The organism is Achromobacter seleniivolatilans (genome assembly GCF_030864005.1).
GTDB classification, from domain to species: Bacteria; Pseudomonadota; Gammaproteobacteria; order Burkholderiales; family Burkholderiaceae_B; genus Achromobacter; species Achromobacter seleniivolatilans.
The window spans coordinates 2,406,443-2,426,818 of sequence record NZ_CP132976.1 but is presented as its reverse complement, the minus strand read 5'-3'; the positions used below and the strand labels follow the sequence as shown (position 1 = coordinate 2,426,818).

Annotated in this window: 20 protein-coding genes; 13 read left to right on the top strand and 7 right to left on the bottom strand. The window is 60.8% G+C overall.

Annotated features, from left to right (window positions below):
* The first annotated feature begins 163 nt into the window (after positions 1–163).
* Both RAS12_RS10695 and RAS12_RS10690 read left to right on the top strand, forming a co-directional pair.
* Complete coding sequence (locus RAS12_RS10695; RefSeq protein WP_306948091.1) at positions 164–937, top strand: acid phosphatase; 774 nt, start codon at positions 164–166, stop codon at positions 935–937.
* A 56-nt stretch (positions 938–993) separates the two neighbouring features.
* A complete protein-coding gene (locus tag RAS12_RS10690) occupies positions 994–1,785 on the top strand; it encodes a hypothetical protein (RefSeq protein ID WP_306948089.1) in 792 nt (263 codons plus the stop codon).
* On the opposite strand, the gene RAS12_RS10685 is transcribed toward RAS12_RS10690, so the two are convergent.
* The 4 genes from RAS12_RS10685 to RAS12_RS10670 all read right to left on the bottom strand — a co-directional run bounded on the left by RAS12_RS10685 (position 1,773) and on the right by RAS12_RS10670 (position 5,657).
* On the bottom strand, positions 1,773–2,819 hold the full coding sequence (locus RAS12_RS10685) for an AraC-like ligand-binding domain-containing protein (protein ID WP_306948087.1): 1,047 nt from the start codon (positions 2,817–2,819) through the stop codon (positions 1,773–1,775). The genes RAS12_RS10690 and RAS12_RS10685 overlap by 13 nt on opposite strands.
* A 145-nt stretch (positions 2,820–2,964) precedes the next feature.
* Positions 2,965–4,035, bottom strand: coding sequence for a DUF1254 domain-containing protein (locus tag RAS12_RS10680; protein ID WP_306948085.1), 1,071 nt, complete (start codon positions 4,033–4,035; stop codon positions 2,965–2,967).
* Between the two features lie 122 nt (positions 4,036–4,157).
* Positions 4,158–4,634, bottom strand: coding sequence for a (R)-mandelonitrile lyase (locus RAS12_RS10675; protein WP_306948083.1), 477 nt, complete (start codon positions 4,632–4,634; stop codon positions 4,158–4,160).
* A 33-nt stretch (positions 4,635–4,667) separates the two neighbouring features.
* Complete coding sequence (locus tag RAS12_RS10670; protein WP_306948081.1) at positions 4,668–5,657, bottom strand: aldo/keto reductase; 990 nt, start codon at positions 5,655–5,657, stop codon at positions 4,668–4,670.
* A gap of 144 nt (positions 5,658–5,801) precedes the next feature.
* On the opposite strand from RAS12_RS10670, the gene RAS12_RS10665 reads away from it, so the two are divergent.
* The 6 genes from RAS12_RS10665 to RAS12_RS10640 all read left to right on the top strand — a co-directional run bounded on the left by RAS12_RS10665 (position 5,802) and on the right by RAS12_RS10640 (position 10,672).
* Positions 5,802–6,704, top strand: coding sequence for a LysR family transcriptional regulator (locus RAS12_RS10665; RefSeq protein ID WP_306948079.1), 903 nt, complete (start codon positions 5,802–5,804; stop codon positions 6,702–6,704).
* A 4-nt stretch (positions 6,705–6,708) separates the two neighbouring features.
* Positions 6,709–7,599: a LysR family transcriptional regulator gene (locus tag RAS12_RS10660; protein WP_306948078.1), complete on the top strand. Its 891-nt coding sequence runs from the start codon at positions 6,709–6,711 to the stop codon at positions 7,597–7,599.
* A 233-nt stretch (positions 7,600–7,832) separates the two neighbouring features.
* The gene (locus RAS12_RS10655; RefSeq protein ID WP_306948075.1) at positions 7,833–8,615 is read left to right on the top strand and encodes a carboxymuconolactone decarboxylase family protein; all 783 of its coding nucleotides are present in this window, start codon (positions 7,833–7,835) and stop codon (positions 8,613–8,615) included.
* A 129-nt stretch (positions 8,616–8,744) separates the two neighbouring features.
* A complete protein-coding gene (locus tag RAS12_RS10650) occupies positions 8,745–9,770 on the top strand; it encodes an alpha/beta hydrolase (RefSeq protein WP_306951408.1) in 1,026 nt (341 codons plus the stop codon).
* A gap of 123 nt (positions 9,771–9,893) precedes the next feature.
* Positions 9,894–10,262 (top strand): VOC family protein, encoded by a 369-nt coding sequence (locus RAS12_RS10645; RefSeq protein ID WP_306948073.1) that lies wholly within the window; start codon positions 9,894–9,896, stop codon positions 10,260–10,262.
* Positions 10,263–10,312: 50 nt separating this feature from the next.
* The gene (locus tag RAS12_RS10640) at positions 10,313–10,672 is read left to right on the top strand and encodes a hypothetical protein (RefSeq protein WP_306948071.1); all 360 of its coding nucleotides are present in this window, start codon (positions 10,313–10,315) and stop codon (positions 10,670–10,672) included.
* Between the two features lie 244 nt (positions 10,673–10,916).
* Here RAS12_RS10640 and RAS12_RS10635 read toward each other — a convergent pair whose 3' ends face one another.
* From RAS12_RS10635 to RAS12_RS10625, 3 genes are all read right to left on the bottom strand, one after another.
* Positions 10,917–11,561, bottom strand: a complete 645-nt coding sequence (locus tag RAS12_RS10635) for a hypothetical protein (protein WP_306948069.1) — start codon at positions 11,559–11,561, stop codon at positions 10,917–10,919.
* A 147-nt stretch (positions 11,562–11,708) separates the two neighbouring features.
* Complete coding sequence (locus RAS12_RS10630) at positions 11,709–12,737, bottom strand: AraC family transcriptional regulator (protein WP_306948066.1); 1,029 nt, start codon at positions 12,735–12,737, stop codon at positions 11,709–11,711.
* A gap of 211 nt (positions 12,738–12,948) precedes the next feature.
* Positions 12,949–13,812 carry a pirin family protein gene (locus tag RAS12_RS10625; protein ID WP_306948064.1) on the bottom strand — a complete coding sequence of 288 codons (864 nt, stop codon included), beginning with the start codon at positions 13,810–13,812 and terminating at the stop codon, positions 12,949–12,951.
* 306 nt (positions 13,813–14,118) lie between these two features.
* On the opposite strand from RAS12_RS10625, the gene RAS12_RS10620 reads away from it, so the two are divergent.
* The 5 genes from RAS12_RS10620 to RAS12_RS10600 all read left to right on the top strand — a co-directional run bounded on the left by RAS12_RS10620 (position 14,119) and on the right by RAS12_RS10600 (position 20,368).
* A complete protein-coding gene (locus RAS12_RS10620) occupies positions 14,119–14,568 on the top strand; it encodes a hypothetical protein (RefSeq protein WP_306948062.1) in 450 nt (149 codons plus the stop codon).
* A gap of 63 nt (positions 14,569–14,631) precedes the next feature.
* Positions 14,632–15,168 carry a DNA-deoxyinosine glycosylase gene (locus tag RAS12_RS10615; RefSeq protein WP_306948060.1) on the top strand — a complete coding sequence of 179 codons (537 nt, stop codon included), beginning with the start codon at positions 14,632–14,634 and terminating at the stop codon, positions 15,166–15,168.
* Positions 15,169–15,307: 139 nt separating this feature from the next.
* A complete protein-coding gene (gene dsrO / locus RAS12_RS10610) occupies positions 15,308–16,081 on the top strand; it encodes a sulfate reduction electron transfer complex DsrMKJOP subunit DsrO (RefSeq protein ID WP_306948058.1) in 774 nt (257 codons plus the stop codon).
* Positions 16,082–16,100: 19 nt separating this feature from the next.
* Positions 16,101–17,135, top strand: a complete 1,035-nt coding sequence (gene nrfD, locus RAS12_RS10605) for an NrfD/PsrC family molybdoenzyme membrane anchor subunit (protein WP_306948056.1) — start codon at positions 16,101–16,103, stop codon at positions 17,133–17,135.
* A gap of 38 nt (positions 17,136–17,173) precedes the next feature.
* Positions 17,174–20,368: a tetrathionate reductase subunit A gene (locus RAS12_RS10600; protein ID WP_371321270.1), complete on the top strand. Its 3,195-nt coding sequence runs from the start codon at positions 17,174–17,176 to the stop codon at positions 20,366–20,368.
* Positions 20,369–20,376: the final 8 nt, after the last annotated feature.

Here is a 20,376-nt window from a genome sequence, read left to right as displayed (position 1 = left end):
CCGAAGGCATCAGTGTAAATTCGCCCACGATTTCACCTGCAAGACGCTTTGGAAAGACTAGGCGTTTGAGAGTGGAGCGTCCAGCAATCTGATTCACGGTAAAGATCGTATGTATTCAACTATACGTAGTAAGGCGGCCAGCATTTCTCTGGCGCTCATTGGCATGACCGGCGCGATTTCATACGCGGCAGACAATGCGGCAGGCCCGAAAGTGACCGATCCGCACTTCGATCTGGCGCCCGGCTACATCCCCAAAGAAAGCTTGCCCAATAGTCTCGATCTGCTTGGACCGCCTCCGGCAGCGAGCAGCGCCGCGCTGGCTCGCGATGAAGAGGCAAGGACTGCCACGATTCCGTTGCGCGGCTCGGCGCGCGCAACACAGGCGCGTCTGGACGCTGACTTGCAGTTTCCGCAACCTGCCAAGAACTTCTCGTGCGCGATGGGTGTTGATATCACCGAGGCGCAGACCCCGCACCTGTATCGTTTGATGCAGAAGGTGCTTACCGACGCGGGCTTGTCTACCTATGGCGTCAAGAACACCTATAACCGCGTCCGCCCGTTTGTCGTCCACAACGAAGGCACATGTTTCCCCGACCAAGAGCCCTTGCTGCGCAAGGACGGTTCATACCCGTCGGGTCATACGGCGGCAGGTTGGGCCTGGGCCCTGGTCTTGGCTGAAATCAATCCCGCTCGCGCCAACCAGCTGTTCAAGCGCGGGTTGGACTTTGGGCAGAGCCGAGTCGTTTGCAATGCGCATTGGCAAAGTGATGTGGATGCCGGACGCACGATGGGTGCGGCAACCGTAGCCCTGTTGCAAACCTATCCCGAGTTTCGTGCCGATGTGGATGCGGCACGCAAAGAAGTGCAGGCGGCCCAAGCAAAGCAGCCGGCCGCAGGCTTGAACTGCAAGGCAGAGGACGCCGCGCTTTCCAACTAGTGAGACTGCGACTCGCCCTCTCGCCAATGTCAAAGACGCCGCATCATTGAGTACACATGAAATTTGTTTCTACCCCGCTGATTCTATTGGGCATGCTGCTCGGAGCATCCAATTCCGCATACGCAGACAACCCGCTGCCGATCAGTCCTCTTCTAAAGAACGAATCCGGCAATTCCGATGAATGGCGTGTCAGCGCAAGCCCCTATGTGTGGGCGTCTGGAATCAGCGGAAAGGTGGGGCAGTTCGGGCAGCCGCCGGCCAGGCTGAATTCCAGTTTCAGCGACATTGTCAGCGAGCTTGATCTGGCCTTCATGGGGGCCGTCGAAGCGCGGTACAAGCGATTCAGCGTGGTGGGCGACTTGATGTATAGCCAACTCTCTGGCGGCGGCAATACTCAGTACGGCTTACTCAGCCGAAAAGTCGACATCAAGTCCAAGTCCTTCTCCGGATTTTTGGGTGCGGGCTACACCGTGCTTGAAAGCGACAGGGGGCATCTGGACGTTATCGGCGGCGGACGGCTGTGGCGTGCAAGCACGACCATCGCGTTGAAAGGCGGGGTCATCGGCGACAGAAGCCGAAGCGACAGCGCAACCTGGATCGATGCGGTGGCCGGCCTGCGGGGGCAATACGCCTTGAGCGAGCATTGGTACCTGACCGGCTGGGGCGTTGTTGGCGCAGGCCAAGCCAAGCTTGATTGGGACGCCACGGCAGCGATTGGCTATCAGTTCAAGTCCAATCTTTCGGCAGTGCTTGGCTACCGGGCGCTTGGCGTCAATTACAACCGGAACGGCTTTGTTTACAACGTCGTGCAGCAAGGGCCGATTGTGGGGCTTGCCTACCAGTTCTGAAAACGCTGGGCCGCGCCTGGCATATGACGGTGCGCGGCAAAATGGCTTGATAGCGCATTGGAGCTGTCTATAGTCGACCCGGCGTTGCGGCTTCCTTGCCTGGCGTCGTCGGGCGACACGCCAAAGCGCGTAGTGAACGCCTTGCGAAATCGTCCCATATCGCGAAATCCAACGTCCACTGCGACTTGGTGCACGGGGCGCGTTGAGCTGCGCGGATCGGTGAAAAGGGCATAGGCCGCGTCAAGGCGCTTGGTCTTGATCACATGGACGACACCGCCAAGTTCAGAAAAGACGCGATATAAGTGCGCCCGAGAGACTCTGAAGCGTTGGATAAGCAGATCCGGGCCCAGCGCGGGTTCGGCCAGGTTGCGCCCAATATAGTCAAGGGCACGCGCGCGCAGAGCCTGCCCCAGCACGGATTTCGGACCATCCTGAACGGGAGCAGTGTTCGCCAGCCCGGCTGAAAGAAGCGTAGTCAGGGCTTCTTGTGCCGCGTCGTCTTCGCTTGCGGACAACTGTCCCGAGACCGCGTGAAAACCGCTGAGGTAGTCCACAAGCAGACGCGTCATGGCTTGCTGCGCTTCAAGCACAAATCCATGAAGATCGCGGGCGCCCAACAATTTATCGATGCCCGCGCGTGGAATGGTCGTGGCTAATCTTTCGCCAGCGTCCACCTTGCATTCATAAGGCCGGGCAAGATCGATAATGCATATCCCGCCCGGGGCCGCCATCACGTCGCGGCCGTCAAAATCCCCGTAGATGGAACCGGCGGCCACAACATGAACCAGATAGTGATCCAGCCCGCTGCGAGCGATAGTGGCCTTGTCCCGCTTGTAGCGCTGCGCGTTAAAGGTGGTTGAGCCCAGCGTCAATCCGCCAAGATGGCGGATTCGCATGGTTCCCTCTAACGTTGCGGCGCCGTCAGGCGCAGCAAGCGTCGTATCGCAGAACGGGCGCGTGACTTCACGCCAGTATTCGTCACGCAGCGAATGCTCTATTGCGTCGGTGGAAATGAACGTTTCTGAGCAAGTCATGTTGACGTCTTACCTTAAGTCGCAAGCCCCATCGTTGGGCAGGTAGCCAGCGCTTTCCGTCTGTGCATCAAGACAGACAGTCAGCGCTGTAACCGGTCGCAACAGTGTACCTGCGTCTCAGGCGCTCAAAAGCGCGAATTGAAGGCTAAAGCTGCGGTTGCGGTTGCGGAAAACTCCATTTGCCATTGAGCACGTCGTCACTTGGCTGATAGAGCCTGACCGTGTAGTTCCAACCGGGCGTGATGGGCAGGCAATTGGGGATTTTTCCATCGCATCCGCCTAGCTGGATGTCAATCGAACCATCACTGCTTTTTACGGCGGTCAGGTTATTCAACGAATAGGCGTCGTACGGATTCTTCTCGAAGTATCCGTCTGCGTTGTAAACGGCGACTGACCAGAAGCTCTTGACCGGGACACTGCCCACCTTGAGCCGATATACGGTTTTCCCGTCGTTCTTTGGCACTTCACCGCTCAGGTAGATGGCGTCCTTGCTTGGATTTCCACCCCAGCCCGTCGCGGTTCCGATCAGGTGGTGAATCGGATTCACCGTGCCCTTCGGGCCAAAGGACTCGTTGTAGTTGGGAATCGTCGCACCCAGAACATTCAGTGCATCACGCACCTTGTTCTGGCTCGCCTGATCCCATTTAGGGACGACGAATGTTCCTGCATTGGCCTGGCTTACCTTGATGGCGTCTTGCAGCGCATGGACCTGCTCAAGGTCTTTGGGATTGGCGGGATCAACAAGCGTGCGGATAGCGACAAAGACATACCGCGTGCCAATCTGCTCTTTCGCCAGCGTGTGGCTGCCAGCGCCGTAAAAGACGGCGGGCACGTAGTGGTTCTCATCGACCACTTGCATCGACATGAATCGTGCACCGGCCTCGGGCATCTTGATCGTGACTGGCCCGGCATCAAGATCGAACACGGCTTCTGAGTACAGCGTGTCGCGGTTCATGCGGACCACATTCTGGGCGTCGATGGCAGTTGGCGCGCGGCTATGAATGAACCGTCCAAGACTGCCAGCCGCCACCATCTTGCCCATGTACAGATCGGACTCGGCACGGGCGAAATTATTGACACCAACCAATATTGCCGGATCAGAGGCGGACTGAGCGCTCGCGCTCCCCAAAGTTGCCAACGTCAGAGCGACGATGCAGGACGCGGATGAATATGACATGTAAAGCCTCTTGTGCCGGATGCTGCCACGTGCGGGCACTTGATCTTCTCAGGTGTCCCGTGCGTGAAATCGTTGGCGAATTTACACTGCGCCCCTCTGTGGAAGCCGCAATATTCAGGGAGCCGAGACAAATCGGCATGAATAATGAGACATTGTCTTGCTTAGTGTCCGTACTGCTCCTGGCTGACCTTTTCCATCCAGTCCACCGACTTGCCATCCAAGGACTCCGAGAGTGCAATGTGGCTCATGCTCATCGTGGGGCTGGCCCCATGCCAGTGCTTCACGCCAGGCGGAATCCAAACAACATCGCCTGGACGGATCTCCTGGATCGCGTCACCCCATTTCTGCACGCGTCCGGCGCCGGCGGTCACTATGAGCGTTTGTCCCAGGGGATGGGTGTGCCAGGCGGTATGCGCGCCTGGCTCGAAGGTCACGATGCCGCCGCCCAGACGAGCGGGCGCGGGGGCCTGAAACCGAGAGTCCACACGCACAGCTCCTGTGAAGTACTGCTCGGGGCCGGGGGTGGAGGGCTGAGAGCCCACCTTGGTGACTGTGACCGGCGCTTCTTCCGCAGCGCATACGGCAGATAGCGCCATAGTCAGTGCAGTGGCTGGGGCAGCGAGCACGCTCTTCTTCATGGTTCTTCCTTGACGGGATGGACGGGTCTTGGTTCAGCGGCCAACGCGCGCTTGCAATGCGGCCGGATAGCGTTCGCCCTGGATCGTCACACCCTTCAGTGCATTCTCGATCTTGCTCAGTTCGGTTTCAGACAGAACAATGGCAACCGCGCCCAGATTCTCATCCAGGCGGTGCAGTTTGGTCGTGCCCGGTATCGGCACGATCCACGGCTTTTGAGCCAATAGCCACGCCAACGCAATCTGTGCCGACGTCACGCCCTTGCTCTTGGCGAGTTCATCCAGCAACCTCACCAACGCCTGGTTCGCCTGGATGGCCTCTGGTGAGAAACGGGGCACTTTGCTGCGGAAGTCGTCATCGCCAAACGTCGCGTCTGCTTTGATGGCGCCTGTCAGAAACCCCTTGCCCAAAGGGCTGAAAGGCACAAAGCCTATCCCCAATTCCTCTAGCGTCGGCAGAATCTCCCGCTCGGGTTCGCGCCACCACAGCGAATATTCGCTTTGCAAAGCCGTCACGGGCTGCACCGCATGCGCGCGGCGGATGGTTTGAGCGCCGGCTTCGGACAGCCCGAAATGCTTGACCTTACCTTCGGCGATCAAGTCTCTGACCGTCCCGGCCACGTCTTCGATCGGCACGCCGGGATCAACTCGATGCTGGTAGAGCAAGTCGATCACGTCAGTCTTCAAACGCTTGAGCGAGCCTTCGACCGCCTGGCGGATATGTTCCGGCCGGCTGTTCAGGATTTGCTGTTTATTGTCTTCGCCGAACGTAAATCCGAACTTCGTGGCGATCACGACCTGGTCTCGTATCGGCGCGAGCGCCTCGCCGACCACTTCTTCGTTCAGGTAGGGGCCATAGACTTCGGCCGTATCGAAGAACGTGACGCCGCGATCAGCCGCTGCGCGGATCAATGAGATGGCATGCTTGGTGTCCGTGGCAGGGCCGTAGCCATGGCTCAAACCCATGCAGCCCAATCCCAGGGCCGATACTTCCAGATGGCTATTTCCAAGTTGACGTTTTTGCATGATGGGGCTCTCGTGTGCGGGTAATCGGGTTGGATCGGCAATGAACTACGCGTCCTTGCGGATCACTGCACGAACAATGTAGCGATGCTGCCCGGTGGGCACTAGATGGTAAAATCGGCAAACACTTGTGAATTGATCTCATAAATGTCGAAAGAGAGCTACAACGACTTGCTCGCCTTCATTGCCGTCGCGCGAGAACGCAGCTTCACGCGAGCGGCCGCGCAACTTGGCGTTTCTCAATCAGCTCTCAGCCATCAGATCCGATCGCTTGAGACCAAAATGGGCGTCAGGCTCCTGACCCGGACCACTCGCAGCGTTTCGGCCACAGAGGCGGGCGAGCGGCTGATGCACAACATCGCGCCGCGGTTCGAGGAAATCGAAGCGGAGTTGGCCGCAGTCGGAGAACTGGCCGACATGCCCGCCGGTACGATCCGAATTACCGCTTCGGAAAATGTCGCAGAGGTGGTGCTCTGGCCGGCGCTGGCAAAGTTGCTTCCCAAGTATCCCCAGATCAATGTCGAGGTCTCGGTGGAATCGCGATTCACGGATATCGTGGCGGAGCGCTACGACTTTGGCGTTCGTCTTGGCGATGACCTGGCGCGCGACATGACCGCTGTGCGCATCAGTCCTGATCAGCGTTTCGCAATCATCGGCTCGCCCGGCTATCTTGCCAGGCGTAAGCCGCCTGTGAAGCCACAGGATCTGGCTGATCACGACTGCATCAACCTGCGGTTGATGAGTCACGGAGATCTCTACGCATGGGAGCTGAAGAAGGGGCGTCAGCAGATCAAAGTGCGTGTCGAGGGGCAGCTGGTTTTCAACGGAACCAGACCGATCCTTCATGCGGCATTGGCGGGCTTCGGCCTTGGGTATGTGCCGGAAGTGGTGGCCAGGCCCTACATCGCCACGGGGCAGCTCATATCAGTACTGCAAGATTGGTGTCCGGTGTTCACGGGATATCATCTGTTTTACCCAAGCCGCAAGCAGTTGTCCCGGGCTATGCAGGTGCTGATTGACGCATTGCGGTATCCGGCAGAGCGGACCTGAATCGATGGCACTGGAAACCTTCAATGATGTCCTGGCCTTCGTCCACGTTGTGCGCGAAGGCAGCTTCACGCGGGCGTCTGCGTTGCTCGGTGTCACGCCTTCTGCGCTGAGTCATGCGGTGCGCGCGCTGGAAACGCGCTTGGGCGTCCGATTGCTGACGCGCACCACTCGGCGCATTGCAACGACAGAAGCAGGCGAGCGCCTGTTCAATCGTGTGGCGCCGCGGTTCCAGGATATTGATGCAGAAGTGGCTGCGGTGAAGGAACTGCGCGATAAACCGGCCGGCACCATCCGTGTCACGGCGGCCGAACACGCTGCCAACAGCGTGCTGTGGCCCAAGCTGTCGAGAGTCATGGGCGACTATCCGGATATCAATGTCGAGATCACGATCGACTACTCGATGTCCGATATCGTGTCCCAGCGCTATGACGCCGGTGTGCGAATCGGCGATCAGGTGGCGAAAGACATGATCGCCGTGCGCATCAGTCCTGACCTGCGAATCGCTGTGGTTGCGTCGCCTGCATACTTCGCAAAGCGGCCCAAGCCCAGATCGCCGCAGGCGCTGGCTGATAACGATTGCATTACTCTGCGGCTGCCCAACGGCGGATTGCTTGCGTGGGATTTCGAGAAGCAGGGTCAGGCGGTCAAATTCCGCGTGACAGGCCAATGGGTTTTCAACAACAGCTCTTCTATTCTTCGCGCTGCCCTGGCGGGCTGTGGCCTGGCCTTCATTCCCGAGGATATGGCGCTGGAACACATTGCGGCGGGGGCGTTGGTCCGCGTGCTGGATGACTGGTGCAAACCGTACCCGGGTTATCACCTCTATTACCCAAGCAGGCGGCAATCCTCGCGTGCGCTCGCTGTCGTCGTCGACGCGTTGCGGCATCGCGGGTAGGGGAGCGCTTGCTCCACCGCTCGCCAACGGGTCAGCCCAGCCATCGTCTATTCATGAGTTTGTCTCAGTAGTCCATGCGGATTTTTGGGCTTAATCAATTCGCTCGCGGCCCGTACGATTTCATCTCTCTGTAAGGAAGTGCGGCGACAGCTTGCCTTTCCTTGACACCCGGCTTTGGTATCGCGGCCTATACGGCTGCTCGCGCAACCAAGCAAAGATGGAGTACGCGATAGATGAGCAAAAGAACGGCCGCAATGTATTGCAAGACAGGGGCGAGGGCGGCTGCATTGGCCTTGGGCATGTTGGCGCTTGCGCCCGGGCTTGCCGCCGAAAACACGCGATCGCAGGCCGTGGCTGACACCCAGCCGCTCGTAGAGACCCTTACCCCCAGGCAGCAGGCGATCCCCCTGATCGCGGCCTTCATGGCAGGGAGTGATATCCCCAGGCTCAACGCCGCGTTGCACCAAGGACTTGACGCGGGTCTGAGCATCAGCGAGGCCAAAGAGGTCTTGGTGCAGTTGTATGCGTATGTGGGCTTTCCCCGCAGCCTGAATGCGCTCAACGAACTACGGGCAGTGGTCGACGAACGAAAGCGGCAAGGCATTCAAGATGCGCCTGGCCTTGAGCCCAGCCGCGCCATTCCCACGGGCGACCAACTGCTTGCCGTGGGCAAGGCCAACCAGACGCGCATTTCGGGCGCGCCCATCGCGGGGCCGCTGTTCGACTTCGCGCCCATCATCAACCAATTCCTGCAAGCCCATCTGTTCGGCGACATCTTCGAGCGCGACAACCTTGACTGGCAAAGCCGTGAACTCGCCACCGTTGGCGCACTTGCCGCAACGCCAGGGGTAGAAGCGCAGTTGCGCTCCCACATGCGGGCCAGCATGCGGGTGGGGCTGACGGCTGCGCAAATGCGCCACCTGACTCAGGTGCTGGCCGAGCGGGGCGATAGGGATGCTGCCCGGCGCGCTGGCGAGGCACTGACGCACACATTGGAAGCGGCATCGGCAGGTTAAGCAGACCCGGTGCCGCAATGTTTGAAAAAAGCGCGACTGATGCGGCGGCTGTTGGACGCCTGCGTCAGACGCAGGTTGCAAGTTCTAAGGAGTTTTCAAATGAAACGCACGTTAGTGAAGGCGACCCTGATGGCCGCCATGGTTGGGGCATCCGGCGGCGCGGCGTGGGCGGACGACTACCGCAAAAATCCGTACACATTGACCTATGAAGGTGCGATTACGAAGAATGAACCCGGCCAGGTCAACATCCACCCGGTCAAGTACAAGCTCAATGGCCTGGACATCGTTGCCAACGTCTATACCCCTGCAAATTTCGACGCCAAGAAAACCTATCCCGCTATTGTCGTTGCGCATCCAAACGGCGGAGTGAAGGAGCAGGTCGCGGGCTTGTATGCGCAGCGCCTGGCCGAAAAGGGTTACGTCACGATCACCGCCGACGCCGCCTACCAGGGCGCAAGCGGTGGCCAGCCCCGCAACGTGGACAAGCCCGCCAACCGCATTGAAGACATCCACGGTATGGCGGACTTCATTACGCAGTATGCGGGCGTGGACAAGGACCGTCTTGGCGTGCTGGGCATTTGCGGCGGTGGCGGCTACACGCTGGCGGCCGCGCAATCCGACAAGCGCTTCAAGTCGGTTGCAACATTAAGCATGTTCAACTCTGGCCGGGTGCGCCGCAACGGCTTCGCGGATTCGTTGTTGAACACCGTGCAGGACCGGTTGCAGCAAGCCTCGGCCGCCCGCGCCCAGGAAGCAGCCGGCGGAGCATTGCTCTACTCGGGCGACGCCGATATGACAGACGAGCAGATCGCAGCGCTGCCGTTCGAGATGTACCGCCAAGGCTACGAGTACTACTGGAAAACGCACGCCCACCCAGGCTCGTCTTTCAAATACACGACGAGCAGTCTGCTGGACCTGATGAGCTGGGATGCCACCGACTGGATCGAACTGATCAACAAACCATTGCTGATGATCGCGGGCACCAAGGCCGATAGCCTGTACATGACCGAAGATGCGTTCGTCAGGGCCTCTGGCACGAAAGATAAAGAACTGTTCAGAATCGAGGGCGCCACGCACATCGAGACCTACTGGGTTCCAAAATACGTGGATGCAGCCGTCGGCAAGCTGACCGCGTTCTACGCCAAGACGTTATGAGCGCCGGTTTTTGAACGAAGTCTGCCGGTTCGGCTGAACTAGAATTGCCGTGGACCAGCATACAGTCTGGTCGCGGACCCAAACGGCAATTTGCTTGCAAGGCGAACCTGGCAGACCAGACACATGAATCTAGCTTCCTACTTTGAAATCCCGGCGCTTGATCTGGACCGCGCCATGACGTTCTACGGCGCGGTATTCGGATGCGCTTTCGAGTGCATCCATGTCGATGGCAACGAGATGGCGTTTTTCCCCTACGCTGAAAACCAGCCCGGGGCGAGTGGCGCCTTGGCAAAAGGCGATAGCTATGTGCCGGGAAAGGCAGGCGTTCGCATTTATTTTGATGTGGCAGATATTCAGCAAACGCTGCAAAAGGCATTGGACGCCGGAGGCAAGGTGCTCTATCCCGAAACAGCTGTTGGCGCGTTTGGGCGCGTGGCGGAAATCGAAGACTCGGAAGGCAACTGCATCGGCCTGCATGCGGCGGAAAAATAGGCGGCTGCTGCAAGCTTGTCTCGGTCTGCTCTATTGAAGGAAGCGAACTCATGCCCCCTCGTGTTGATCACATCCGCACTTATTTCCAAAATCTTATTTCGGAAGACGAGCTGTCGTTGCTTTTGAAGAGTGGCAACTCGTTTGTTTTGGAGAATGTGGTGGACATGGCCGGAACGCTAAAGCTGTGCGAAGAAAAGCTTGCGCTGCAAGGGCTCACCTGCCGCATCGAAGAAAACCGGACGTCTTGGACCGAAGACGGTTTGCATCTGGTTCCTGGGCCTGTCTCGTTGATCATCGCAGCGTGGAAATTGATAAAGCTGTTCCTGCTTCGGCACCGTGATTCAAGAGCGAGAGTAGTGATAGTAAAGAACCCGAATGCGCTGCATTTCCAGTTTCGCGTGGTGGGTTGATGTGTGAGTTCAGCGCGGACCGTTGACCTGGGTTTGATGGGGCGGACCTTGCCAAGTCTTACCGGGCTGGAATGTGCAGGCGGGATACGCGCTCTTCAAGTTTCTACAGCACGCGCAACTACGGCGATCCCCGCAGCTTCATGGTGTCGCTATCGCATAAGTTCTAAGTATTTCGCCACTCTGGCGCCGCAAGCCGAATCCGGCCGGGCGCCAGAACAAGCCGCTCGCGAGCGGCTTGCTACTTTCAATTGCAGCGCTGTGTCGGCAATCCGTAGCCAACCGTGATGGCATTGACGGGAACGTCTTTGAAGACGGCCTCGGCGATGCTGTTGAAACGGGTTTCGCAGTTGAACTTGGTGGCAAGCACGTAGTCCATGCCTGCGGCTTGCTTGATCTGTTTTTCCCATTCGTCGGCGGCGGTCATTGCCTTGTCGCCAGCCAGCACCATTTCCATCAAGACCTCCATGCCGCCAGCCGAGCGGGGCGCTTGCCACAGGGCATATGCCGAGGGGTCTGCCGCATTGCCGCATTCCGCCAGGCAGCTCGCCGTGTAGCGTTGACCGCTGCCAAACACGCCGGGCGTGATCGTTTGGCCGGGCTTGGGCGCGTCTTCGCCGATGAAACTCTGGAGATTGGCCTCGCAGCCTTGGCCCAGGTCCAAACGCAGCGCTGTCACCTTGCCATCGCCGATGGTGGCCGTGATCTGGCAATTCTGCACGACGAACGTGTGGTCGTTACGGAAGGAGTCGCGCGGCACGCCGGCAATCGACTCGAAATAGCGCTGATTCGTGCCCAGCATTTTGCCGTTGAAGACTTCATTGACCGTTGCGGCTTGCGACGCGCCTGCGCTGGCAATCAGGATACCCAGGGTCAAGGCCTTGAATTTCATACGTGTGACGCTCCATCTTTGACTTGGTTGTGAGCCCGGCAATTGCCGGCGCGGGCGGAAATATCCGCAATGCTGCCACAAACCGCTGTCGATGGTATGCAATGAAGGATTGAATGCGGCGTGAAAAGCAGGCGATCAAGATCCCGCTCATCCGCACCGGCGCAGGCTCTGGCTTGGGCTTTCGCCGTAGCGGGCCTTGTAGCCGGCGCTGAACCGGCCCATGTGCGCAAAACCCCAACGCAATGCCACGCTGGCGATATTCTGGCTTTCGCCCGACAGCAGTTCAGCGCGGGCGCGCTCCATGCGCAGGTCACGCAGGTAGTGCATCGGGCTCACATCGAGGAACTCTTTGAACCCCGCATACAGGCTGCGGACGCTGACCCCCGCAATACGGGCAAGCTGCTCGGCGCTGACGGGCTCGTGCGCGTGGGCCTGGAGGTAGTCCTGAACGCTGCGCACATGGCGGGGCAGCACGGCGCCACGGCGGCCTGCCGGCATGGCGGTGTAGTTGTGCGGGTGGGCCGACAGCAGGGTGGCGGCGACCAGTTGTTCTATTTGATGCACGATGAGCTTGTGCGCCGCCAGATCGGTGTGTTGCGAGGAACAGTCCAGCAGGTACGTCATCAAGCAACGCCAGGCCGGGCAATCGCGCCAGCGGAATGCCAGTTGAAAGCGCAGCGGCCGGTCCAGCGCACAGCCTAGCCGGCCAACCAGCGCGCGTTCCAGCAGCGAGCGTCCAACGCGCAGCATGAATTGATCGTTGTCGCCGCTCCAGTGCATGGCCAAGTCGTCGTCCGGACTGACCACGGAGGCGACCTCGGCGGTGGAATCCACTTGCTGAGGGCCGCTGCGGATGCGGGCCGATCCCGACAAGGGCATTTGCACCAGGAAGAAGTCTTCAAGGGGGCCTGGCCGGATGTCCACATTGGCACCGTAGCGCAGGCGGTTGAGCGAAACCTCGCCCAGCGGTTGATAGTGCATGCGGGCGTCCAGCCGCTGGGCCGCGCCCACGACGCCCAATTGATGTGGCCGCATAACCCGGCCAACCATGGAACGCGCCTCGTCCAAATCACGCGACGCAAATAATTGCTGCGCGGGCAAGCCCAGAACCGACTCGATACGCGGGCCGGCAGGTGGCCAGAAAGGGCTGGTGGCGGTCTGTGGCGTGTTGAGCATGGTTTGGGATACCTCGCGCGAAGGCTCTGATAGTAAAGCTGCGCAGGTCCCCGGGGACTGGTGGAAAACCCGTCCTGGGCCGGGGGAGGCTGTCCGTTTTTTGCGCTGGGTATCCACCAAACGCCAAAAACCGCGGAGTGTCCGCGGTTTTTGGGCTGACGGCATGGGCGCCGAATACGGGGAGAGGGCGGGCCATGCCCGCCCTGCGGCTTCAGTGCATCTTGCCGTAACGGCCAGCGTTGAAGTCCTGAATGGCTTCGACGATTTCCGCTTGCGAGTTCATCACGAACGGACCGTAACCCACCACGGGTTCATCGATCGGCTCTCCGCTCAAGACCAGGAACACGGCGTCGTTGTTGGCTTCGACCGTGATGCTATCCCCGTCTTGCGAGAACATGGCCAGTTGCGCGTCGCGGGCAATGGATTCACCGTTGACGAGCACCGTACCGCGCAGCATTACCAGCATGCTGTTGCGGCCTGCGGGGATGGAGAAGGTGGCTGACTTGCCTGCGGCAAGCCGGACATCCCACACGTCCAAGGGCGTGAAAGTGCGTGCCGGCCCCGATTGGCCCCCGTAGCTGCCTGCGATGACCCGCAGCGTACCCGCTTCGTCCGGCAACGCCACGACGGGGATATCCGCATTCAAGATGCTCTGGTAACCGGCGGGCGCCATTTTGTCCTTGGCGGGCAGGTTGACCCAAAGCTGCACCATTTCCAGCTGTCCGCCCGACCGGGTGAACGCAGGGGAATGGAACTCTTCATGCAGGATGCCCGAGGCGGCTGTCATCCATTGGACGTCGCCGGGGCCGATCACGCCGCCGTTGCCGGTGGAGTCGCGATGTTCGACCTCGCCGCTGTAGACGATGGTGACGGTCTCAAAGCCGCGATGGGGGTGCTGGCCTACGCCGCGCGGATGGTCAGCCGGTTCGAAATTGGCCGGGCCGGCGTAATCCAACAGCAGAAAGGGGCTGACGTTCTTGCCTTTGTCGTTATAGGAGAACATCGAGCGCACCGGAAAGCCGTCACCCACCCAGTGGGGACGGGGGCTGGCATGCACACCGAGGATCTTCTTCATCGTATCTATTCCTTTTGCGCGGCCCCTACGGGGCCGTTCGTCATACCTGAGAAGATAAGGGCAGGACGCTGATAACAGTAGTGCCGCAAATGGTAAGCACTGTTCTATGTATCGGACGAATCCGCGAAGACGGGTATCGGGCGGTCCGGTCCGCAACGGATGCCGGGGTGTTCATCATCCCTTTTGTATCGGCCACAAGCATGAGGCCGGGATCTTTCAGAAATTTCTGATATTTCGGGGCTGGTGCGAGCCGTAGAGTTTGTTTATCGACTCCGGATGCACGCCGCTGCAAAGCGCAAAAATCTTATGACAAGCCCGACCTTCTTCTATTCCAGTCAACCCTTTCTCGTACTGGGCGTGCTGCTGTTCTGCGCAGGCACTTTACTGGGTATTCCACATGGCAGATCCAAGCGGCGCGCCGACGGGAATCAAACTGAACTGTGGCGAATTGCGCATCTTTCCACCTGTGTTGGCGGCATAGCCGTCATCACCTTGACGTTGGCGATGGAACGCATTTTTGGCGATCACGCCTTTTACATGCTAGCGCCGTTCTCGCTGGCGGCTTGCGTTTTTTTCGTGGCTTGCACGCTAAGCGCGTGGCTGAACAAGGCCTGGAACGGCGACCGTTTGCAGCCCTATGTGAAGTCAATCTACCGTTTGCAGATTCTGGCCTCGGTGCTGTCTCTGGCTGCCGTCGGTATTACCGCAGGACTCCTGGCGGGCAAGGTCTACATGCTGTGGCAGACGCTGGCCTAGCTTGACCCGGCTGCCAGTCGCGGCTGATCTGCGGGGTATTCCCGGCTGACGTATTCTTGCGCGATGGAACACATCTTGGACACCCCCTTGAACGGCCGCCGCGATCAGGTCTGGGGCTTTCAGCCCATTGCCACGCCTGAGGCTCGAATACTCGTGCTGGGCTCCATGCCCGGTGTCGCCTCATTGAAGCAGGCCCAGTACTACGCGCATCCCCGCAATGCGTTCTGGCCGATTGCGGGGCGCGTGCTGGGCTTTGATCCCGGGCTGGACTATGCGCTGCGCCTGGAAGCCCTTCAAGCGTCGGGTATTGCCTTGTGGGATGTGTTGCAGGCCTGCGAACGCCCCGGCAGCCTGGACGCCGATATCCGACCTGATACCTTGGTGGCGAACGACATCGCTGGCTTCTTGCAGGCTTATCCGGGCGTTGTCCGCATTTGCTTTAACGGGGCAAAGGCGGCCAGTCTGTTCCGCCGCCATGTGCTTGCGGCGCTGGGCGGGCGGAAGCTTGAATACGTGGATCTGCCGTCCACCAGTCCGGCACACGCGGCAGCGTCGCTGGAGACAAAGCTGGCGGCTTGGGAGCGAGCGCTAAAGATATAGACATCCCTTTAGCATCCAGACAACCCTCTAGCCGATTGTTGCGTTATTCCGTCCCTTAATTGACGCATATCAACCCTCTATATAACCAGAAGCGATAAGTTAATAGCGAAAACAAAACTCACGTTAGAAGGGCTTCGCTATGCCATCGTCATCTCCTGCTTCAGACCCCCCGCTAGCCGGCAAACGCGGTTTCCTGAAAGGGCTGCTCGGCCTGGGCGCCGCAGCCACCATCATCCCCATCCACGCTGAGGCAGCTACCGGTTTGAACGGCCAGCCCCCGCGCCGCCCAGGCATTCCGGGCAAGCGCTACGGCATGGTGGTTGATATGCGCAAATGCATCGGCTGCCAGTCCTGTACGGTCAGTTGTTCCATGGAAAACCTGCCTCCCATCGGGCAGTTCCGCACGACGGTGTTGCAGTACGAGGTGACCCCTGACGATGGCGGTCCCTGTGCCATGGTGATGCTGCCGCGCCTGTGCAACCACTGCGACAACCCGCCCTGTGTGCCCGTCTGCCCGGTGCAAGCCACGTTTCAGCGCGAAGACGGCATTGTGCTGGTCGACAACGAACGCTGCGTCGGCTGTGCCTATTGCGTGCAAGCCTGTCCGTACGACGCGCGATTCATCAATCATGAAACGCAAACGGCCGATAAATGCACTTTCTGCGAGCACCGCCTGGAAGCAGGCCTGTTGCCGGCCTGTGTGGAAAGCTGCGTGGGCGGTGCGCGCGTCATCGGCGATATGAACGACCCGGACAGCGCCATCTCGCAACTGCTGGTGGAGCACAAGGCCGACATCAAGGTGCTTAAGCCCGAAATGAAGACCGATCCCCACGTCTATTACATCGGCTTGCCCGACGCATTCGTCCACCAGGTCGACGGCCAAGGCGGCGTGCGCCTGGCCGGCGGACATTGACCCACAGAAGGGGACTTTCATGCAGATCTCGGAATTGCTCACGCCGGTCTACGACGCCGCTTGGCTGCCTTGGGCCGTGCAGTACTTCTTTCTTATCGGCATTGCCGCCACCACGGCGCTGACGGCCGCTTTTTCGGCTTTTGGCCAAGCCGGGTCGCCCGCAAGGCGCCTGCTGCCCGCTGCGGTGACAGTGCTGCTGGTCAGCGCCATCGCCGCGCCGGTGTCGCTGCTGGCCGACTTGCACCAGCCGGGCCGGTTCTGGCATTTCTACGCGCACTTCACGCCTTGGTCGTGGATGTGGCTGGGCGCCTTGCTGCTGCCCGTATTCGTCGGCCTGGCCGTGCTGTTCTGCGCGGCATGGTGGTGGGGCCGGATGGGATGGGTGCGCGTGCTGGGCGTGGCCTTGGCCGTGTCGGCCATGTCGATTCTTGTCTATACCGGCGCCGAAGTGATGGTGCTGCGTTCGCGGCCCCTGTGGCACACGGTGTTTCTGCCGGTGAACTTTGCGCTGACCGCCTGGCTCGGCGCGTTGGGCGCAATGTTTCTGGTGGGACGCTGGCTGCCCGGCGGTTTGAAGGCGCTGCCGGTGGATGTGCTGCGCCGCTTGAGCCTGGCTGCGGTAGTGATGATGGCGCTGGGCGCGGGCGCCTGGGCGGCGCTGGGCCTGATGGGCGTGGACCCGTCCTTTAACGCCGCGCTTCGGTTGTTCGCGGAATTTCCGATCTGGCGCATCAGTCTGGCTGGCGCTGTCATCACCGCCTTTTGCATGATCGCGTTGTTGCAGCGTCCCGCCCGCTGGCTGGCCGCGCCGCTGCCTTCTGCCACGTTGGCGCTGACCATGCTGGCGGCCGCATGGATTTTCCGTTGGGTGGTTTTCATGAGCGTGCAAGGCGTGCCCAAGTATGGCGCCGGCCTGTATTTGTATGAGATGCCCTGGGGCAGCGACGGCCTGCTCGGCATGGTCGGGGTGCTGGGTCTGTGCGTGGCGCTGATTGCCGCCGTGACCTATGCGCTTGAACTGTTCCCCGCGCGCACGCGTGGCATGGCGGCCTGAGTCCGGCCGCAAGACGAAAGAACTGGGAAGACAAAGCAATGGATAAGCAACACGACAAGGACCAAAGCGGCACCGGCGACGCGCCAGACACGCTGCGCGACGAGGCCCGGCGCAAGCTGATGGTGCGTGGCGGCGTGGTCGCGGGCGGGATGGCCGCGTTTGCAGCGGGTTATGGGGAAACTGTTGCCCGCGCCGTCAAGGGATTGGCGCAAGGCACCGCTGGCGTGCCTACTGCGCACGCCGTGCGCGGTAATTCGCTGACGCCGGAATTCCGCCTTGATCCGCTGACCGGCATTCTGAGCGCGCAGCCGGGTCAGACCGTCAGCCCCTCAAGCTGCCTGGGATGCTGGACGCAGTGCGGCGTGCGCTTGCGCGTGGACACGAAGGAAAACCGCATTCTGCGGGTGGCGGGTAACCCGTATCACCCCTTGGCCACCACGCGGCCGGCGCCCATGGAAGCCCCGGTGCGCGAGGTCTATGCGCAACTGGGCGGCGACAACGGCCTGGAAGGGCGCGCTACATCCTGTGCGCGTGGGTCTGCCATGCTGGAACAGATGAATAGCCCCTATCGGGTGTTGCAACCGCTCAAGCGGGTGGGCGGACGCGGCGAAGGCAAGTGGCAGACCATTTCGTTCGAACAACTGGTGCAGGAAGTCTGCGAAGGCGGCGACCTGTTCGGCGAGGGCCATGTGGAAGGGCTGCGCGCCGTGTTCGACCGCGACACCCTGCTGGATCCAGACAACCCCGAGTACGGCGCCAAGGTCAACCAGTTTCTGTTTACGGACGCGTCCAACGAGGGCCGCACGCCGCTGATTCAGCGCTTTGCCGCGCAATCCTTTGGCACCGTCAACTTCAGCAATCACGGGTCTTATTGCGGACAGAGTTTCCGCGTGGGCGCGGGCGCCGCTTTGGGCGATCTGAAGGGCATGCCGCATGGCAAACCCGATTGGGACGGCGCGCGTTTCGGCCTCTTCATCGGTGCGGCCCCGGCGCAGGCAGGCAACCCGTTTCAGCGTCAGGCCCGCCAGTTGGCGGAAGCGCGGGTGCGGCCGGAAGAGAACAGCTTTACCTATGTGGTGGTGTCGCCCATGTTGCCCGCGTCTTCCAGCTTGTCGGCGGGATCGGGCAATGAGTGGCTGCCCGTGAATCCGGCCGGTGATCTGGCGCTGGCCATGGGCCTGATCCGCTGGATTCTGGATCACGAACGTTTTGATGCGCACATGCTGTCGCAACCGGGCCCCAATGCGATGAAGGCGGCGGGCGAAGCGGCATGGGCCAATGCCACCCATCTGGTGGTGGCCGAGGCCGGCCATCCGCGTCTGGGCAGTTTTTTGCGCGGGGCCGATATGGGCTGGGCGCGACCGGCGGACGCGGACGACAAGTGGGAAGATGTGTACGTGGTGCGTCTGGCGGACGGGTCGCTTGCGCCGCATACCATCGCATCGCCCGCAACCCTGTTCGTGGATGAGCGAATTGCCGCGCCAGGCATGGCAGGCGCGCCCGACGCGCTGCGCGTGACGTCATCGCTGCATTTGTTGCGTGACGAATCGCATCGCAAGACGCTGGACGAGTACGCGGCGTTGAGCGGGGTGCCTGCGGCCAAGATCTCGTCATTGGCCGAACGCTTCACCAGCTATGGCAAGCGCGCGGTAGCGGATGCGCATGGGGGCACCATGAGCGGCGCGGGGTTCTATACCGCCTACGCGATTGCCATGTTGAATACGCTGGTGGGCAATCTGAACGTGGAAGGCGGTCTGGTGCTGGACGCCGGACCGTTCCCGCCCTACGGACCCGGCCCGCGCTATAACATCGCCGGTTTTGCCAACCGCGCCACGCCCAAAGGCGTGGCCCTGTCCCGCAACCGTTTTCCGTACGAGAAGTCCAGCGAGTTCAAACGCAAGAAGGCGGCGGGCCAACCGGTCTACCCGGCGGACGCGCCCTGGTATCCCGCCACGGGCGGCCTGAGTTCCGAGATGCTGGCGTCCGCATTGGCGGGTTACCCGTATCGCGCCAAGGTCTGGTTCAACCACATGAGCAATCCGATCTACGGCATTGCGGGCCTGAAGTCCGTCATCATCGACAAGATGAAAGACCCGCGCATCCTGCCCTTGTCGGTGTCGATCAACCCCTTCATCAATGAAACCAATGCGCTGGCCGACTACATCGTGCCGGACACGGTGACTTATGAAAGCTGGGGCGTGTCGGCGCCGTGGGCCGACGTGGTGGCGAAAGCGTCCACCGTTCGCTGGCCTGCCGTTGAGCCGCGTGTGGCGCGCACGGCGACGAACGAACCGGTTTGTGTCGAGACCTTTCTGATCGCCTGTGCCAAACGCCTGGGTATGCCCGGTTTTGGCGCGAACGCAATCTCCGACAAGGACGGCGGCAAGTACGCGCTGGATACGCCGGAAGACTTCTTCCTGCGCGGCATGGCGAACATTGCGTTCTCGGCTGGCCGCGCCGTTCCGGAGGCCAGTGACGACGACATGGCGTTGACGGGCGTCGAGCGCTACCGGACGCTGCTCCAGCAAAAGCTCAAGCCAGGCGAGTGGCGGCAGGTGGCCATGCTGATGAGCCGTGGCGGCCGCTTCGACAAGATGGAAGATGCCTGGGTGCAGAACGGCCAGGCGCGCCAGACGCGGCAGGGTTATGCCAAGCCTTTGCAGATCTGGAGCGAAGAGCTGGCGGGCTTTCGCCATGCCTTGACGGGCGAGCGCTATAGCGGCTGCCCCACTTGGTATCCGTCCCGTCTGGCCGATGGCCGTGACGTGCGGGCCGAATACCCGCAGCAGCAGTGGCCATTCCTGCTCAGCTCTTTCAAGTCAAACCTGATGAGCTCGATGTCCATCGGCGTGAACCGGTTGCGTCAGGTGCATCCGCACAATCCGGTGTCGATCAACCGGCAGGATGGCGAGCGGCTGGGCTTGCGCAATGGCGACGCGATCCGCATCGTGACGCCGGGCGGCTCAGTGACGGGGCTGGCCCTGTTGCGCGACGGCATACAGCCGGGCGCGGTTGGCATCGAGCACGGCTACGGGCATACAGAACTGGGCGCGCGAGCGCATCTGGTGGATGGCAAACCGATGCCGCATGATCCGGCGCTGGCCGCAGGCGTCAACCTGAACGACCTGGGGTTTGGCGACGCCACGCGGGGCGGTCACGCCAACGTCTGGATCGACTGGGTGTCGGGCGCAGCGGTGCGCCAGGGACTGCCGGCGCGGATTGAACGCGTCTAGGGAGTGCC

What these genes read in the sequence shown, in the direction of transcription:
- RAS12_RS10690 (WP_306948089.1), top strand. Translation starts at nt 994, where the DNA reads ATGAAATTTGTTTCTACCCCGCTGATTCTATTGGGCATGCTGCTCGGA.
- RAS12_RS10685 (WP_306948087.1), bottom strand. Translation starts at nt 2,819, where the DNA reads ATGACTTGCTCAGAAACGTTCATTTCCACCGACGCAATAGAGCATTCG.
- RAS12_RS10615 (WP_306948060.1), top strand. Translation starts at nt 14,632, where the DNA reads ATGGAACACATCTTGGACACCCCCTTGAACGGCCGCCGCGATCAGGTC.
- RAS12_RS10645 (WP_306948073.1), top strand. Translation starts at nt 9,894, where the DNA reads ATGAATCTAGCTTCCTACTTTGAAATCCCGGCGCTTGATCTGGACCGC.
- RAS12_RS10655 (WP_306948075.1), top strand. Translation starts at nt 7,833, where the DNA reads ATGAGCAAAAGAACGGCCGCAATGTATTGCAAGACAGGGGCGAGGGCG.
- RAS12_RS10630 (WP_306948066.1), bottom strand. Translation starts at nt 12,737, where the DNA reads ATGCTCAACACGCCACAGACCGCCACCAGCCCTTTCTGGCCACCTGCC.
- RAS12_RS10665 (WP_306948079.1), top strand. Translation starts at nt 5,802, where the DNA reads ATGTCGAAAGAGAGCTACAACGACTTGCTCGCCTTCATTGCCGTCGCG.
- RAS12_RS10660 (WP_306948078.1), top strand. Translation starts at nt 6,709, where the DNA reads ATGGCACTGGAAACCTTCAATGATGTCCTGGCCTTCGTCCACGTTGTG.
- RAS12_RS10695 (WP_306948091.1), top strand. Translation starts at nt 164, where the DNA reads ATGACCGGCGCGATTTCATACGCGGCAGACAATGCGGCAGGCCCGAAA.
- RAS12_RS10675 (WP_306948083.1), bottom strand. Translation starts at nt 4,634, where the DNA reads ATGAAGAAGAGCGTGCTCGCTGCCCCAGCCACTGCACTGACTATGGCG.
- RAS12_RS10625 (WP_306948064.1), bottom strand. Translation starts at nt 13,812, where the DNA reads ATGAAGAAGATCCTCGGTGTGCATGCCAGCCCCCGTCCCCACTGGGTG.
- dsrO (WP_306948058.1), top strand. Translation starts at nt 15,308, where the DNA reads ATGCCATCGTCATCTCCTGCTTCAGACCCCCCGCTAGCCGGCAAACGC.
- RAS12_RS10635 (WP_306948069.1), bottom strand. Translation starts at nt 11,561, where the DNA reads ATGAAATTCAAGGCCTTGACCCTGGGTATCCTGATTGCCAGCGCAGGC.
- nrfD (WP_306948056.1), top strand. Translation starts at nt 16,101, where the DNA reads ATGCAGATCTCGGAATTGCTCACGCCGGTCTACGACGCCGCTTGGCTG.
- RAS12_RS10670 (WP_306948081.1), bottom strand. Translation starts at nt 5,657, where the DNA reads ATGCAAAAACGTCAACTTGGAAATAGCCATCTGGAAGTATCGGCCCTG.
- RAS12_RS10650 (WP_306951408.1), top strand. Translation starts at nt 8,745, where the DNA reads ATGGCCGCCATGGTTGGGGCATCCGGCGGCGCGGCGTGGGCGGACGAC.
- RAS12_RS10600 (WP_371321270.1), top strand. Translation starts at nt 17,174, where the DNA reads ATGGATAAGCAACACGACAAGGACCAAAGCGGCACCGGCGACGCGCCA.
- RAS12_RS10640 (WP_306948071.1), top strand. Translation starts at nt 10,313, where the DNA reads ATGCCCCCTCGTGTTGATCACATCCGCACTTATTTCCAAAATCTTATT.
- RAS12_RS10620 (WP_306948062.1), top strand. Translation starts at nt 14,119, where the DNA reads ATGACAAGCCCGACCTTCTTCTATTCCAGTCAACCCTTTCTCGTACTG.